The organism is Bradyrhizobium sp. A11 (assembly GCF_042077125.1).
GTDB lineage: Bacteria > Pseudomonadota > Alphaproteobacteria > Rhizobiales > Xanthobacteraceae > Bradyrhizobium > Bradyrhizobium japonicum_B.
The window spans coordinates 50,118-65,119 of record NZ_CP149509.1 but is presented as its reverse complement, the minus strand read 5'-3'; the positions used below and the strand labels follow the sequence as shown (position 1 = coordinate 65,119).

Annotated in this window: 15 protein-coding genes; 10 read left to right on the top strand and 5 right to left on the bottom strand. The window is 65.8% G+C overall.

Going from position 1 to position 15,002, the window contains the following annotated elements; genetic code table 11:
• Positions 1–65: 65 nt before the first annotated feature.
• On the top strand, positions 66–605 hold the full coding sequence (infC, locus tag WI560_RS00330; RefSeq protein WP_080672213.1) for a translation initiation factor IF-3: 540 nt from the start codon (positions 66–68) through the stop codon (positions 603–605).
• A gap of 155 nt (positions 606–760) precedes the next feature.
• On the opposite strand, the gene WI560_RS00325 is transcribed toward infC, so the two are convergent.
• On the bottom strand, positions 761–1,165 hold the full coding sequence (locus WI560_RS00325; RefSeq protein ID WP_375306442.1) for a hypothetical protein: 405 nt from the start codon (positions 1,163–1,165) through the stop codon (positions 761–763).
• 271 nt (positions 1,166–1,436) lie between these two features.
• Between WI560_RS00325 and rpmI the strand changes: the two genes are divergently transcribed.
• The gene (gene rpmI / locus WI560_RS00320) at positions 1,437–1,637 is read left to right on the top strand and encodes a 50S ribosomal protein L35 (RefSeq protein WP_008539890.1); all 201 of its coding nucleotides are present in this window, start codon (positions 1,437–1,439) and stop codon (positions 1,635–1,637) included.
• Positions 1,638–1,718: 81 nt separating this feature from the next.
• Positions 1,719–2,078 carry a 50S ribosomal protein L20 gene (gene rplT, locus WI560_RS00315; protein ID WP_028133567.1) on the top strand — a complete coding sequence of 120 codons (360 nt, stop codon included), beginning with the start codon at positions 1,719–1,721 and terminating at the stop codon, positions 2,076–2,078.
• A gap of 8 nt (positions 2,079–2,086) precedes the next feature.
• Here the strand turns inward: rplT and WI560_RS00310 are convergent, their stop codons facing one another.
• Positions 2,087–2,500: a hypothetical protein gene (locus tag WI560_RS00310; protein WP_375306441.1), complete on the bottom strand. Its 414-nt coding sequence runs from the start codon at positions 2,498–2,500 to the stop codon at positions 2,087–2,089.
• A 152-nt stretch (positions 2,501–2,652) separates the two neighbouring features.
• On the opposite strand from WI560_RS00310, the gene pheS reads away from it, so the two are divergent.
• Genes pheS through WI560_RS00295 form a run of 3 tightly spaced genes read left to right on the top strand, consistent with a single transcriptional unit; the run spans position 2,653 to position 6,965 of the window.
• The gene (gene pheS, locus WI560_RS00305) at positions 2,653–3,735 is read left to right on the top strand and encodes a phenylalanine--tRNA ligase subunit alpha (protein WP_257179064.1); all 1,083 of its coding nucleotides are present in this window, start codon (positions 2,653–2,655) and stop codon (positions 3,733–3,735) included.
• Positions 3,732–6,140: a phenylalanine--tRNA ligase subunit beta gene (pheT, locus tag WI560_RS00300; RefSeq protein ID WP_375306440.1), complete on the top strand. Its 2,409-nt coding sequence runs from the start codon at positions 3,732–3,734 to the stop codon at positions 6,138–6,140. The genes pheS and pheT overlap by 4 nt, the downstream gene beginning before the upstream one ends.
• 54 nt (positions 6,141–6,194) lie before the next feature.
• Positions 6,195–6,965, top strand: a complete 771-nt coding sequence (locus WI560_RS00295; protein ID WP_375306439.1) for a sulfite exporter TauE/SafE family protein — start codon at positions 6,195–6,197, stop codon at positions 6,963–6,965.
• Between the two features lie 178 nt (positions 6,966–7,143).
• Here the strand turns inward: WI560_RS00295 and WI560_RS00290 are convergent, their stop codons facing one another.
• Positions 7,144–8,532 carry a flavin monoamine oxidase family protein gene (locus tag WI560_RS00290; protein WP_375306438.1) on the bottom strand — a complete coding sequence of 463 codons (1,389 nt, stop codon included), beginning with the start codon at positions 8,530–8,532 and terminating at the stop codon, positions 7,144–7,146.
• A 192-nt stretch (positions 8,533–8,724) separates the two neighbouring features.
• Between WI560_RS00290 and WI560_RS00285 the strand changes: the two genes are divergently transcribed.
• Entirely contained in the window at positions 8,725–9,690 is a 966-nt protein-coding gene (locus WI560_RS00285; protein ID WP_375306437.1) for a YiiX/YebB-like N1pC/P60 family cysteine hydrolase, read from the top strand.
• Between the two features lie 194 nt (positions 9,691–9,884).
• Here the strand turns inward: WI560_RS00285 and WI560_RS00280 are convergent, their stop codons facing one another.
• A complete protein-coding gene (locus WI560_RS00280) occupies positions 9,885–10,160 on the bottom strand; it encodes a metal-sensitive transcriptional regulator (protein ID WP_100177831.1) in 276 nt (91 codons plus the stop codon).
• Between the two features lie 64 nt (positions 10,161–10,224).
• Between WI560_RS00280 and WI560_RS00275 the strand changes: the two genes are divergently transcribed.
• The 3 genes from WI560_RS00275 (at position 10,225) to WI560_RS00265 (ending at position 14,187) form a co-directional block, all read left to right on the top strand.
• Entirely contained in the window at positions 10,225–12,666 is a 2,442-nt protein-coding gene (locus WI560_RS00275; protein WP_375306436.1) for a heavy metal translocating P-type ATPase, read from the top strand.
• A gap of 87 nt (positions 12,667–12,753) precedes the next feature.
• Positions 12,754–13,200, top strand: a complete 447-nt coding sequence (gene nikR, locus WI560_RS00270) for a nickel-responsive transcriptional regulator NikR (protein ID WP_375306435.1) — start codon at positions 12,754–12,756, stop codon at positions 13,198–13,200.
• A 246-nt stretch (positions 13,201–13,446) separates the two neighbouring features.
• On the top strand, positions 13,447–14,187 hold the full coding sequence (locus WI560_RS00265; RefSeq protein ID WP_375306434.1) for a sulfate transporter family protein: 741 nt from the start codon (positions 13,447–13,449) through the stop codon (positions 14,185–14,187).
• Between the two features lie 12 nt (positions 14,188–14,199).
• Here the strand turns inward: WI560_RS00265 and nth are convergent, their stop codons facing one another.
• Positions 14,200–14,988 (bottom strand): endonuclease III, encoded by a 789-nt coding sequence (gene nth / locus WI560_RS00260; protein ID WP_375306433.1) that lies wholly within the window; start codon positions 14,986–14,988, stop codon positions 14,200–14,202.
• Positions 14,989–15,002: the final 14 nt, after the last annotated feature.

Sequence of the window (15,002 nt, the reverse complement as noted above, 5' to 3'; positions counted from 1 at the left end):
TGCTTGCCGGCAACCGCATCTTCCTTCAAGATAGCCGCTTCTTTCACAACTTTGGAGAACCACCCATTCGCCGTCCTAATAAAGCTCCGCCCGCTGCCAGCAAAGACGGGCCGCGCATCAATGATGATATCCGCAATGCGCAGATCCAGCTGATCGACGCGGCCGGTGACAACAAAGGCACCGTCGAGACAGTTATGGCAATCCGCATGGCTCAGGAAGCCGGCATGGATCTGGTCGAGATCTCGCCGAATGTCAGCCCTCCCGTCTGCAAAATTATGGACTACGGGAAGTACAAGTATTCGGCACAGAAGAAAGCCGCCGAAGCCCGCAAGCGGCAGAAGACCGTCGAAATCAAGGAGATCAAGCTCCGCCCGATGATCGACGATCACGATTACGATGTGAAGATGCGCGCGATGCAGCGGTTCTTCGAAGAAGGCGACAAGGTCAAGATTACGCTGCGCTATCGCGGCCGCGAAATGGCGCACCAGGAGATCGGCACCAAGCTTCTGGACAAGATCAAGACCGACGTGGCCGAGCTCGCCAAGGTCGAGCAGGACGCGCGCTTCGAAGGCCGCCAGGTCGTCATGGTGCTGGCGCCGCGCTGATCGCGACTGGTTGGGACCATAGCAAGTTTGACGGCCCGTCCGGATCTCCGGCGGGCCGTTTTGTTGTGGTCGAGGTGCAGGCCACGAGCGCTGCTACACCCTCGCCCGCTTGCGGGAGTGGGAGCGCACCGGGGCTGTGGCGATCGATCGGACCTTCAGGTCCGCGTCGCCTGCCAGGTGCCGCTGCAGGGGTCGCCGGAAATAACGCCCTTCCACGAGCCGGCGCCGTTCACGCCGGCGAGCCGGCCGCCGCCGCTGGCATGGGACGCGCCGACCGAGACCTGGACCGCGACGGCGCCGCCGCGCTTGACCGTGCCGGAGACCCGGCCCCCGCCGGCGGACGAGACCCGGCGGCCGATGACGGTGAAGGGCACGCTGTAGCCGGAGCTGCAATTGCCCCGGGTGGTGGCGAAGGTGACATTCCAGATGCCGTCATAGCTGCCGACGCGGGCGTCGGCAGTCGAGGGCAGCACGGCCGTGGCGAGCACGGCGAACAGCGCCAGACGGCGCGGGCGGGCGAAACCGGTCAAAAGCGAAAGCGATCGGGAATGACGAGCCATTTTGGTCCTGCTCCGGGCGACACGGCTGGGACATGGGGGTGGCAACATCGGATAGTCGCCGACCAAGTTCCGTCGGTTCATCGTTGCCAATTGGCTTGTCCTCTGCCATAAGCCCAGCCTTCATCGCCCGGCTGATTAAGGGCTGCCGTGGCGGTGTCCGTGCGGGTTTCGCGCTAGTTCGTAAAACCTGAGCACAATCAACGCTCTAACGAGCATTTTTGACGGCCAGCCGCCTTCGCGGGCGGATCTCTGTGGCCATTAGGAGAGCCAAATGCCCAAGCTGAAGACCAAATCGGGCGCTAAAAAGCGCTTCAAGGTGACTGCCACCGGCAAAGTGATGCACGCCCAGCGCGGCAAGCGTCACGGCATGATCAAGCGGACGAAGAAGCAGATCCGTCAGCTCCGCGGCACCCGCGTGCTGTTCAAGACCGACGGCGACAACGTCAAGAAGTACTTCTTGCCGAACGCCTGATCGCGTCCACGATCACTGCCGAACGTGCCGCGCCTTTGCGCGGCAATCCGATAACCAAAGTCATCTCTGAAGGATTTCGTCATGTCTCGCGTCAAACGCGGTGTGACCGCCCACGCCAAGCACAAGAAAGTCTACAAGGCCGCCAAGGGCTTCTACGGTCGCCGCAAGAACACCATCCGCGCAGCCAAGCCGGCGGTCGAGAAGGCGATGCAGTACGCCTTCCGCGACCGTAAGCGTAAGAAGCGGACGTTCCGCGCGCTCTGGATCCAGCGCATCAACGCTGCCGTCCGTCCGTTCGGCCTGACCTACAGCCGATTTATCGACGGCATGGCCAAGTCCGGGATCACCGTGGACCGCAAGGTGCTGTCGGATCTCGCGATCAACGAGCCCGCCGCGTTCCAGGCCATCGCCGAGAAGGCCAAGGCTGCGCTGGCGGCGTAAGGCTTGCGCTAGCGGGCCTTCCGGCCCGCAGCCTGCAGCGCGCGTTGCGAGTAACGCTGGGCGACCTCCGCCCGGCAGAATGCCGTAAACGACTGATAGATGGTGCCGGACTTGTTCCGGTACTTGACGTCGCATGCGTGCATCTCGCGCTTGTAGGCCTGCGCCTGCGCGGCACTGAGGCCGGGCTTGAAGTCCGCCTCGCACTTCTGCTCGACGGCGGCGCCGAGCTCGACATCGCCGCTCGCGGTCAGCTGGCAATCCCTGAAGACCTTCATCGCGCTTGCGCAGCTCTTTTGGCTGCTGATGGCGGCCGCGACCTCGTCCAGCGTCATGGATTGGTCCATGCAGACCATGGCGCGCGCCGGGGTACCGGCGATGGAGAGAACAGCGGCCAGCACGGCCCAACGGCATTTCGAAAGCATCGCGAAGGTCTCCTCGTATCCTCCCTTGGTGGCCCGCCCCCGCGCGAGGTTCAACCCAGCCGGGCGGGAGCCCGAAAACGCCGGCTTTTCGCTTGACGTTACGCCCTTCCGGCGGCGACAACCCTGCCGAATTTGGAGCCAAGGATTTGACTGTGTCCGACCTCGCAACGCTCGAAACATCCATCCTCGACCAGATCGCCGCCGCCGGCGATGAAGCCGCGCTCGAAGCGGTGCGCGTCGCAGCCCTCGGCAAGAAGGGCTCGATCTCGGCGCTGCTCGCCACGCTCGGCAAGATGTCGCCCGACGAGCGCAAGACGCAAGGCGCGGCGATCAACCAGGCCAAGGACAAGGTCGGCGAGGCGCTCGCCGCACGACGCGATGTACTGAAGTCCGCGGCACTCGATGCGCGACTGGCGTCCGAGACCGTCGACGTCACGCTGCCGCTGCGCGAGGCTCAGGCCGAGGCCGGCCGCATCCATCCGCTGAGCCAGGTCTGGGACGAGCTGACCACGATCTTCGCCGACATGGGCTTCTCGGTCGCCGAAGGCCCCGACATCGAGACCGACGACTACAATTTCACCAAGCTGAACTTCCCGGAAGGCCATCCCGCGCGCGAGATGCACGACACGTTCTTCTTCAACCCGAAGGAGGACGGCTCGCGCATGCTGCTGCGAACCCACACCTCGCCGGTGCAGGTGCGCACCATGCTGAGCCAGAAGCCGCCGATCCGCGTGATCTGCCCGGGCCGTACCTACCGCATCGATTCGGACGCGACGCACACGCCGCAATTCCACCAGGTCGAAGGCCTCGTCATCGACAAGACCTCGCATCTCGGCCATCTCAAATGGATCCTGCACGAGTTCTGCAAGGCGTTCTTCGAGGTCGACCACATCAACATGCGCTTCCGTCCCTCGTTCTTCCCGTTCACCGAGCCGTCGCTGGAAGTCGACATCCAGTGCCGCCGCGACAAGGGCGAGATCCGCTTCGGCGAAGGCGAGGACTGGCTCGAGATTCTCGGCTGCGGCATGGTGCATCCGAACGTGCTGCGCGCCTGCGGCATCGATCCCGACGAGTACCAGGGCTTCGCCTGGGGCATGGGCATCGACCGCATCGCCATGCTGAAATACGGCATCGCCGACCTGCGCCAGCTGTTCGACAGCGACGTGCGCTGGCTGAGCCACTATGGCTTCAAGCCGCTGGAAGTGCCGACGCTGGCGGGAGGGCTGAGCTCGTGAAATTCACCCTCTCCTGGCTGAAGGATCATCTCGACACCGACGAGCCGCTCGAAAAGCTCGCCGACAAGCTCACCATGATCGGGCTCGAGGTCGAGAACATCGAAGACAAGGCGAAGGCGCTCAAGCCTTTCACCATCGCGAAGGTGATCTCGGCCGAACAGCATCCGAATGCGGACCGCCTGCGCGTCTGCATGGTCGACACCGGTGACGGTGGCGCGCCGGTGCAGGTGGTGTGCGGCGCGCCGAATGCGCGTGCGGGCCTCGTCAGCGTGTTCTCGCCGCCCGGCACCTACATTCCCGGCAAGGACATCACGCTCGGTGTCGGCACCATCCGCGGCGTCGAGAGCCGCGGCATGTTGTGCTCGGCGGCCGAGCTGCAGATCTCCAACGACCATGACGGCATCATGGAATTGCCGGCGGATGCACCGATCGGTGCCGGATACGCCGAATGGGCCGCACTCGGCGATCCCGTGATCGAGATCAATCTGACCCCGAACCGGCAGGACTGCACCGGCGTGCACGGCATCGCGCGCGACCTCGCCGCAGCTGACATGGGCAAGTTCAAAGACCCGACCATCAAGCCCATCAAGGGCGAATTCCCCTGCCCGGTAAAGGTCACGGTGGAGGACCCCGCGCTGTGCCCGGGCTTCGCGCTTCGTCTCGTGCGCGGCGTCAAGAACGGGCCGTCGCCGGAATGGCTGCAGAAGCGGCTGACCGCGATCGGCCTGCGTCCGATCAACGCGCTGGTCGACATCACCAACTTCATGACCTACGACCGCGCGCGGCCGCTGCACGTGTTCGACGCCAAGAAGGTAAAGGGCAATCTCGTCGTTCGCCGTGCCCGCGACGGCGAGAGCCTGCTCGCGCTCGACGGCCGCACCTACAATCTCGATCCCGCGATCTGCGTGATCGCGGACGAGCACGGCGTCGAATCGCTGGCCGGCATCATGGGCGGCGAAGCCTCGGGCTGCGACGAGACTACCACCGACGTGCTGATCGAATCGGCGTTGTGGAACGAGATCAACATCGCCCAGACCGGCCGCAAGCTCGGCATCAATTCCGACGCGCGCTACCGCTTCGAGCGCGGCGTCGATCCCGCCTTCATGGTGCCCGGGCTGGAGCTCGCGACCAAGCTGGTGATGGAAATGTGCGGCGGCACGCCGTCCGAGAGCGTCGTGGTCGGCAAGGCCTTTGGCGACGATCGCCTGATCGAGTTCCCGATCACCGAGGTCAAGCGCCTGTCGGGCATCGAGGTGCCCCAAGCCGAGATGAAGCGCATCCTGACCCATCTCGGTTTCATGATGGCGGGCCCGGGCCCGGTGGTGAAGGTCGCGGTGCCCTCGTGGCGCTCGGATGTCCACGGCAAGGCCGACATCGTCGAGGAGATCGTCCGCATCTTCGGCGTCGACAAGGTGCCGATGACGCCGTTCGAGCGCGGCGAGGACGCCCGCAAACCGGTGCTGACGCCGCTTCAGCTGCGCACCCGTCGCGCCAGGCGGGCGCTGGCAAGCCGCGGCATCATCGAAGCCGTGACCTGGTCGTTCATCACGAAGGCCGCGGCAGAATTGTTCGGCGGCGGCCAGCGCGAGCTCGAAGTCGCCAACCCGATCGCGTCGGACCTCTCCGACATGCGCCCGACGCTGCTCGCGGGCCTGATCGCGGCGGCACAAGCGAACGCCAATCGCGGCATGAGCGATGTCGCGCTGTTCGAGGTCGGCCAGATCTTCAGGGGCGATCGCCCGCAGGACCAGTCCATGGCCGCAAGCGGCGTGCGCCGCGGCTTTGCCTCGTCCGAAGGTCTGGGGCGGCACTGGTCGGGCTCGGCGCAGGCCGACGTGTTTGACGTCAAGGCCGACGCGCTGGCGGTTCTGGCCGCGGCCGGTGCGCCGATGCAGGCGCTGCAGATCGTCGCGGGTGGACCGTCGTGGCTGCATCCGGGCCGCTCCGGAACGATCCAGATCGGGCCGCAGAACGTGCTTGGATATTTCGGCGAGGTGCATCCCCGCGCGCTGGAGGCGCTCGGCGCCGACGGCCCGCTTGTCGTGTTCGAGGTGATCCTCGACCGCATTCCCGAGGCGAAGAAGAAGCCGACCCGCGCCAAGCCCTTGATCGAGCTGTCGGCGTTCCAGCCGGTATCGCGCGACTTCGCCTTCATCGTCGATCGCACCGTGAGGACGGCCGACATCGTGCGCGCCGCGCAAGGCGTCGACAAGAAGCTGATCACCGGCGTCAACGTCTTCGACGTCTATGAGGGCAAGGGCATCGACGACGGCAAGAAGTCGATCGCGATCGCGGTCACGCTCCAACCGCGCGAGAAGACGTTGACCGATCAGGAGATCGACGCCGTCGCCGCCAAGATCGTGGCCGAGGTGACGAAGAAGACGGGCGGCACTCTGCGAGCATGATGCCGAAAGGCGTGAAGCGGTTTTCGGACGACATCATGCTCCGGAATGGACAACATGACCCTTGCTGACTTTCTCCCGAAGGACGTCAGCCTCAGCATCGCGATGGCGCTTTGCGCCGTCGCTTTCGTTTCGGGCACCGCGCGCGGCTTCTCCGGCTTCGGCGCGGCGCTGATCTTCATGCCGCTGGCGAGCAGCATTGCCGCGCCGCGGCTGGTCGCGGCACTCCTGCTCGTCATCGATTTCGTCTCGGCCGCGCCGCTCCTGCCCGACGCATGGCGCCGGGCCGACCGCAAGGCCACCGCGGTGATCGTGCTGGGCGCGCTGGTCGGCGTACCCGCCGGCACCTATTTCCTCAGCGTGCTCGAGCCCGTCACCACGCGCTGGATCATCTCCTGCTTCGTCGCTGCGCTGCTGCTTCTGCTGCTGTCGGGCTGGCGCTATCGCGGCAAGGACCACGCCTGGCTCTCGGTTGGCATCGGCGGGCTCTCCGGCTTCTGTAGCGGTCTCGCTCAGACCGGCGGCCCGCCGATCGTCGGCTACTGGCTCGGCCGTCCGATCGCACCGATGGTCGCGCGCGCCAACATCGTGCTGTTCTTCGGCGCCTCCGATTTGTTCTCGATGATCAGCTACGCGACCACCGGCCTGATCAGCCGCGAATCGCTGGCGCTGGCGCTGATCGTCGGCCCGGTCTATGCGGCCGGCGTCGCGTTCGGAGCCTCGCTGTTCGGACGCGCCAGCGAAAAAGTGTTTCGCGGCATCTGCTACGCGCTGATTGCGATGGCGGTGATCGCGGGGCTGCCGGTGCTGGACGGGGTTTTGCGGTAAACCACCGTGTCGTCCCCGCGCACGCGGGACCCACAATCCCGGTGAGCGTCTATTGCGCGAAGCTGACAACTCCGAGTCTTCGTAAAACCACTTCCTGGGTTATGGATCCCGGATCTGCGCGCGCCTTGGAGCGCGCTTGTCCGGGACGACAGCGGAATGTGTTGCCGCCTTAATTGTCCTACTGCCTCGGCACGCGCCGCTTCTTCGTCGACTGCGTCGGCACGTCGGCAGGGTCGTCCTTGAGCGCGCCGATCTTGCGCAAGGCCGCGTCCGCGGCGCGCTCGCCGCTTTCCCAGGCGCCGTCGACAGTGCCCCACAGCGTGTCATGGGTGGCTTCGCCGGCAAGGAACACATTGCCGATCGGCTCCGCCAAAACCTTTCGCGAGAGCTGACCGCCGGGAGCGGCCGCCGACATTGCGCCCATCACGTAAGGCGAGGCGTTCCAGCGCGTGGCGCTGGTCTTCTGCACCGCGGCAGCAGCTTCGCTGCCGAACAGCTTTGTGATCCATTCCCTGGCAAAGGCCGCCATCGCCTTCTCGCCCTGCTCGGAAAGCTCGCGGCCGAACGCGCCGCCGACATCGATGGAGCAGAGCGAGGAGCCGCCGATATTGGCGAACATCAGCCCCGTGCGCGTCGAGTTGCTTTGCTCGATCAGGATATCGTCGCGCAACAAGCCGAGCGGGTTGCCCGGCAATTGCAGCATGATGCGATCGTAGCTGCCGAGGCCGAGCTTTGCCGCCGCGTCCAGCGTGCGCTTGGGAATGTCGGGGGTGAACTTGATCGCGCCCGATGTCAGCACGTTGGTCGAGACCGTGACGATGACGGCGCGCGCGGCGATCTTGCCGGCTTGCGTTTCCACGCTGACGTCACGGTTGCTCCAGGCAATTCGGCTCGCCGGCGTCGACAGCGCCACCGGCGCCTGCTCGCCGAGCTTGGCGATCAGCGTGCCGAGGCCCTGACGGCAGGCGATGGCCGCATTGCGGTCCTGCGCACGCCCCTTGTCGATCGCCGACAGCTCCTTGAGGTCTTTGCCGGCGAAGCCCGCACCCAACAAGAACTCGGCCGCGCCCGCCCAGTCGCCGAGATCCTTCGGCAGTACGGACGCGCAGGAAGTATCCAGCTTGCCGCGCGCCGCCTCGTCGATGGCACGGTTGGCGCGCACCAGCGCCGCCAGGAATTGCTCGGTCTCGCCCGCTCGCGCGTTGCGGCGGCCGATGCGCATCTTCTGGCCGGACGGCGCCGGCAGCACATCGAGCCCGGCATTGCGCGCCAGCCGGATCATCGGATTGGTATCTGGATTGTACATCCAGCGTGCACCGCGGTCGAAGGGCATGTCGAAAGTAGTGGTATCGGTGAGACAGCGGCCGCCGATCCGGGACGCCGCTTCGAGCACGACCACCTTGCGGCCCGTCGCCATGATGCGCCGCGCCGCAGCGATTCCCGCAGCCCCGGCCCCGACCACGACGATGTCGGCCTCGCGCGGCAGGCTGGCCGCGTTGGCGCGCAGGGCCGGCACCGTGGCAACAGCCGCCGACGCGACAAGGAAACCGCGGCGCGTGATGGTCATGTCATGGTTTCCGAGGACTTGCGGCGGACGGGAACAGTCAGCGAACCTTGCCGCATCTGATGTTGCACGGCAACCACCATGGTGAATCAATCGTGCTTGACCTCACGGAGTGATGAACCGAATTGCAAGACGTTTCGACCATGATAGAGAAGGGAAAAAGACGGCCGGGAAAGGCCGTGGGGGGAGTTCGACATGGGGACGGTCCTGGATTCAGTCGGCAAGCTGATTGCCGCGTACCTCTCCAAGGAGGTGCCGGGCTACGAGCCGTTCACGCCGAGCGACCCGGAGCACCTGCGCGGCGTCATCGAGCCCGGCGACGTGCTGCTGGTCGAGGGCAACAACCGCATCTCCGGCATCATCAAATATCTGACGCAGTCGACCTGGTCGCATGCCGCGCTCTATGTCGGTCCGGTCGGAGGCGCCGCGGAGCCCGACGGCGAGCCGCATGTGCTGATCGAGGCCAATATCGGCGAAGGCGTCACCTCTGCGCCGCTGTCGAAATATTTCCCGTATCACACCCGCCTCTGCCGACCGGTCGGGCTGTCCTATGAGGATCGCACCACGGTCTGCCGCTATGCGATCAACCGTATCGGCTTCGGCTACGACACCAAGAACATTGTCGACTTGATGCGTTATCTGTTTCCGATGCCGATACCGCAGCGCTGGCGGCGTCGCATGATCGCGATCGGCTCGGGCGATCCGACCAAGATCATCTGCTCGGCGCTGATCGCGCAGGCGTTCGATGCCGTGCGCTACCCGATCCTGCCGAAGATCACCAAGGCCGGCAGCCGCGCCGCGCGCCGCGAGATCCTGCACATCCGCGATTCGTCGCTCTACATGCCCCGCGACTTCGACATCTCGCCCTATTTCGAAGTCGTCAAACCCACCATCGTGCACGGATTCGACTACACCGCGCTGCACTGGGCCGACAAGCAGAAGCCGCTCGAGGAGGTAGCGGGCACATTCAGTGTGTTTCCAGAAACGATCAGTGCGCCGCCGCTCGTTCCTGAAGCGATTGACCAGGAGGCGCCGGACGAGATTCCGGCTGAGGAAGTGAGCACGCGCCTTGCGGAGATGGGCTCCAATTTCTCAGAGCATTTCGTGCAACTGAGCGACCTCGCAACGTATCGCGAGCGGGCGCGGGCGATGGCCGCATAGGTCTGCTGCCGTCCCGGCGAAGGGCATGACGACGTAGAGAAATCTCGCCCGATCTCGTAGGGTGGGCAAAGGCGCAAAGCGCCGTGCCCACGTTCTTCCGCGATCCCTGACGGATGATGGGCACGCTCCGCTTTGCCCACCGTACGAGACCGCGGTTCTTTCGCCCGCTTCGCCCGAAACGCTACGAGCGTGCGCTACCGCTCCGCCCGTCCGATCACCGCCATCAGCTCCGCGATCTTCGCGCGTTGATCGGCCTTGTCGCCGCTCGCGATGGCGTGCTCGACGCAATGGGCGACGTGATCCTTCAGGATCTCCTCCTCGACCCGGCGCAGCGCGGCCCGCACCGCCGAAATCTGCGTCACGATGTCGATGCAGTAGCGGTCCTCCTCTACCATTTTCGAGAGGCCGCGAACCTGGCCCTCGATCCGGCCGAGGCGTTTTCCGACAGATGCCTTGATGTCTTTGCGCATGCGGTCTATATACCCCTACCGGGTATGGGTTGCAAGACCCGGGTACAGGCGCCGGAGCAGGGTTATGAACGAACACGGGCATCATCACGACGCGGGCGGACATTCCGGATGCGGGTGTTCTGCCAAGACGGAAGCGGCCAAGCCGGCGGCGTCCTCCTGCTGCGGCGGGCACGGCGGCCACGTGCATCATCACGCGCATGACGCTGGCGAGGGCGCCCCGAAGGTCAAAGATCCCGTCTGCGGGATGAGCGTCGATCCCGCGACCTCCAAGCACCACCTCACCCATCACGGCGAGACCTTCCATTTCTGCTCGGCCGGCTGCCGCACCAAGTTCGCGGCCGATCCCGCCAAATATCTCGCCAAGGAAAAGGCACCCGAACCCGAGATGCCCGCGGGCACGATCTACACCTGCCCGATGCACCCCGAGATCCGCCAAGTCGGTCCCGGCAGCTGCCCGATCTGCGGCATGGCGCTGGAGCCGGAGGTCGCAAGCCTGGAGACCGGGCCGAATCCCGAGCTCGCCGACATGACACGGCGGTTCTGGATCGGCGGCGTGCTGTCGCTGCCGGCTGTGGTGCTGGAGATGGGCGGCCATCTCGCCGGTCCGCACAATTGGATCGACCCGACGCTCTCGAACTGGATCCAGCTCGCCTTCGCCACGCCGGTTGTGCTGTGGGCCGGCTGGCCGTTCTTCGTCCGCGGCTGGCAATCGCTGCTGACGCGCAACCTCAACATGTTCACGCTGATCGCGATGGGCACGGGCGTTGCCTATGTCTACAGCGTCCTCGGCACCGTCACGCCGCAGATCTTCCCCGCCACGTTCCGCGCCCATGGAGGTGCGGTCGCAGTCTATTTCGAAGCCGCCGCCGTCATCACCGTGCTGGTGCTGCTCGGCCAGGTGCTGGAGCTGCGCGCGCGTGACGCCACCTCGGGCGCGATCAAGGCGCTGCTGCAGCTGGCGCCGAAGACCGCACGCCGCGTCGACGCCGATGGCAGCGAGCACGAGGTCGAGATCGATACGCTTCATGCCGGCGACCGCTTGCGCGTTCGGCCCGGCGAGAAGGTGCCGGTCGACGGCATCATCCTCGAGGGACGCTCCTCGCTCGACGAATCCCTGGTGACAGGCGAATCCATGCCCGTCACCAAGGAAGCCGGTGCAAAGGTCATTGCCGGCACGCTGAACCAGTCGGGCAGCTTCGTGATGCGCGCCGACAAGGTCGGCCGCGAGACGCTGCTGTCGCAAATCGTGCAGATGGTCGCGGACGCGCAGCGCTCGCGTGCGCCGATCCAGCGCCTGGCCGATCAGGTCGCCGGCTGGTTCGTGCCCGCCGTGATCGTCGTCGCGCTGGCGGCCTTCGCCGCCTGGGCCTGGTTCGGGCCGGAGCCGCGGCTCGCCTTCGGTCTCGTCGCCGCCGTCAGCGTGCTGATCATCGCCTGCCCCTGTGCGCTGGGCCTGGCGACGCCGATGTCGATCATGGTCGGCGTCGGCCGCGGTGCGCAGGGCGGCGTGCTGATCAAGAACGCCGAGGCGCTGGAGCGGATGGAGAAGATCGACACGCTGGTGGTCGACAAGACCGGCACGCTGACCGAGGGCAAGCCCAAGGTGGTCGCGATCGTGCCGGCAGCCGGCTTTGCGGAAAACGACATCCTGCGGCTTGCGGCCAGCGTCGAGCGCGCCAGCGAGCATCCCTTGGCTGACGCCATCATGCGTGCAGCGAAGGAGAAGCAGCTTGCGCTCGGCCAGGTCGAGCACTTCGACTCGCCGACCGGCAAGGGCGCCACCGGCAAGGTCGAGGATAAGACCATCGTGCTCGGCAACGCCAGATATCTCGTCTCGATCGGAATCGACACCAATGCGCTCGACGCCGAGGCCGAGCGGCTGCGCCAGGACGGGGCCACCGTGATCAACATGGCCGTCGACGGCCGGCTTGCCGGCCTGTTCGCGATCGCCGATCCGGTCAAGGCATCGACCCCGGAGGCATTGAAAGCGCTGGCTGCCGAAGGCATCAAGGTGATCATGCTGACCGGCGACAATCGCACTACGGCCGAGGCGGTGGCGCGCCGGCTCGGCATCGCCGAGGTCGAGGCCGAGGTGCTGCCGGATCAGAAGAGCGCGGTGGTGAGCAAGCTGCAAAAGGCCGGCCGCATCGTCGCGATGGCCGGCGATGGCGTCAACGACGCGCCGGCGCTGGCCGCCGCCGAAGTCGGCATCGCCATGGGCACCGGCACGGATGTCGCGATGGAGAGCGCGGGCGTGACCCTGCTCAAGGGCGATCTCGTCGGCATCGTCCGCGCCCGAAAGCTGTCGCAGGCGACCATGAGCAACATCCGCCAGAACCTGTTCTTCGCCTTCATCTACAATGCCGCCGGCATTCCGATCGCGGCCGGTATCCTTTACCCGGCCTTCGGCCTGCTGCTCTCGCCGATCATCGCCGCGGCGGCGATGGCGCTGTCCTCGGTGAGCGTGGTCGGCAATGCGCTGCGCTTGCGCGCAACGCAGCTGTGACGCAAGCTCGCCAGATCGTCCCGGATGGAGCTACGTTCCGTCCGGGCTATGCAGGAGCGGTTTGAGCGAGACGCGCGAGAGGGCCCGATGCAGCGGATAACGATCACGATCGAGGACGATTTGTTGGCGGAGATCGACGCGGCGGCGGCAGCGCGCGGTTATCAGAATCGCTCCGAGATCATCCGCGACCTCGCGCGCGCCGGCCTGCAGCAGAGCACCGAGGACACCGCGCAGACCGGCCAATGCGTCGCCGGTCTCGTCTATGTCTACGATCACGCCGCCCGCGATCTGTCGAAACGACTGGTGCAGGAATTCCACGGCCATCACGATCTCGCGCTGGCGACGCTCCATGTCCATCTCGACGACAACAATTGCATGGAGATGACGGCGCTGAAGGGGTCGGCGGATGAGGTCAAGCATTTCGCCGACCACATCATCGCCGAACGCGGCGTCCGCTACGGCCGCGTGGTGATGATCCCGACCGGCGATGGGAAGCCGGCGAAAGCGCGCAAGCACGGGCACCGGCACGGATAGGCCTGAGGCTTGCGTGCCCCGGACGCAGCGCAGCACTTCCCTGGCGATGCGAAGCATCGTCCAGCGAGGGGTGCGCTGCAGAGCCGGGGGTCCATCTCGCGGCAAGCCAATGGGTCCCGGCTCTGCGGAGCAGCGTTGCACGCTTCACCGCGTCCGGGGCACGGCCGTGCCTTGAACAATCCCCTCCCTTGCCGAAACCGCGTTGGGTGTCTACCTCTCGCAGGTCGTTTCGTGAAAGGGTGCCCCATGCTAGATGCCGCCATCAAGGCGCTGTCGCAAATGATCTCGCCGCCGATGCGCTCGATCCTGTGGCGATCGATCGGGCTGGCGCTGGTGCTGATCATCGTTCTGGCGATTGGCCTGCAGCGGCTGCTCAGCTGGTTCGCAACCTCCGGGGCGGTCTGGCTGGAGGAATTGCTCGGACCCGGCTGGCATTCGTCCATCGAAATCCTCTCCTGGATCGTCTCGATCGCGGCGGGCCTCGGCGTCGTGTTCGGCGGCATCTTCCTGATGCCCGCGATCACCTCGCTGGTGGCGAGCCTGTTCGTCGACGACGTCGCCGACATCGTCGAGCGCGAGCATTACCCCGCCGAGCAACCGGGCGTCGCGCTGCCTGTCAGCCAGGCCATGCTCGAGGGCGTCAAGACCGCGCTGCTGACGATTTTGATCTATCTCGCCGCGCTGCCGCTGGTGCTGTTCGCCGGTGCCGGCTTTCTGATCTTCTTCCTCGCCACGGCCTGGCTCCTGGGCCGCGAATATTTCGAGCTCGCGGCAATGCGCTTCCGCCCGCCGGAGGAAGCCAAGGCGATGCGGCGCGACAATGCCGCGACCATCTTCACCGCCGGCCTGTTCATCGCCGCCTTCGTCTCGATCCCGATCGTCAATCTGGCGACGCCGATCTTCGCCATGGCTTTCATGGTCCACATGCACAAGCGGCTGTCGGGCCCGCGGCCGGAGCTGATCGCGCCGGCGCGGCAGATGCGGTGACGGCGCCGTCGCTCAGACCGTCTTCTCCGGCCAGCGGCAGAGGTCGTTGATCAGGCAGACCTCGCAGCGCGGCTTGCGCGCGAGGCAGGTATATCGGCCGTGCAGGATCAGCCAATGATGGGCATGCAGCATGAACGCGGCCGGGATCACCTTTTCCAGACCAAGCTCGACCTCCAGCGGCGTCTTGCCGGGCGCCAGCCCCGTGCGGTTGCCGACACGGAAGACATGCGTGTCGACCGCCATGGTGTGCTCGCCGAAGGCCATGTTGAGCACGACGTTGGCGGTCTTGCGGCCGGCGCCGGGCAGCGACTCGATCCCGGCGCGCGTGCGCGGCACCTCGCCGCCGAACTCGCTGAGCAGCTTTGCCGACAACGCGATCACGTTCCTCGCCTTGGTGCGGTAGAGACCGATGGTCTTGATGTAGTCGCGCAAGCGCTCCTCGCCGAGGTCGAGCATCTTCTGCGGGGTGTCGGCGACCTCGAACAGCGCGCGCGTGGCTTTGTTGACGCCTGCATCGGTCGCCTGCGCGGACAACACCACGGCGACCAGCAGCGTGAATGGATTGACGTGCTCGAGCTCCCCTTTCGGCTCCGGGTTGGCTTTGCGGAAGCGGCTGAAGGCGTCGTAGACCTCGGCCGGCGTCCAGGGCCTTGAGGAATTGGCGGCCTTAAGCGGCTTTTTCGCCGGAGCCGATGTCTTGACGGGCTTGGTCTTGACGGGCTTGGGCTTCGCTACGACGGCCTTTGCCTTGTTCGGCACGGGCGCTTTGCGCGGCGCCGGCTTGCGGGTGATTTTCGCCATGATCGGGATATACT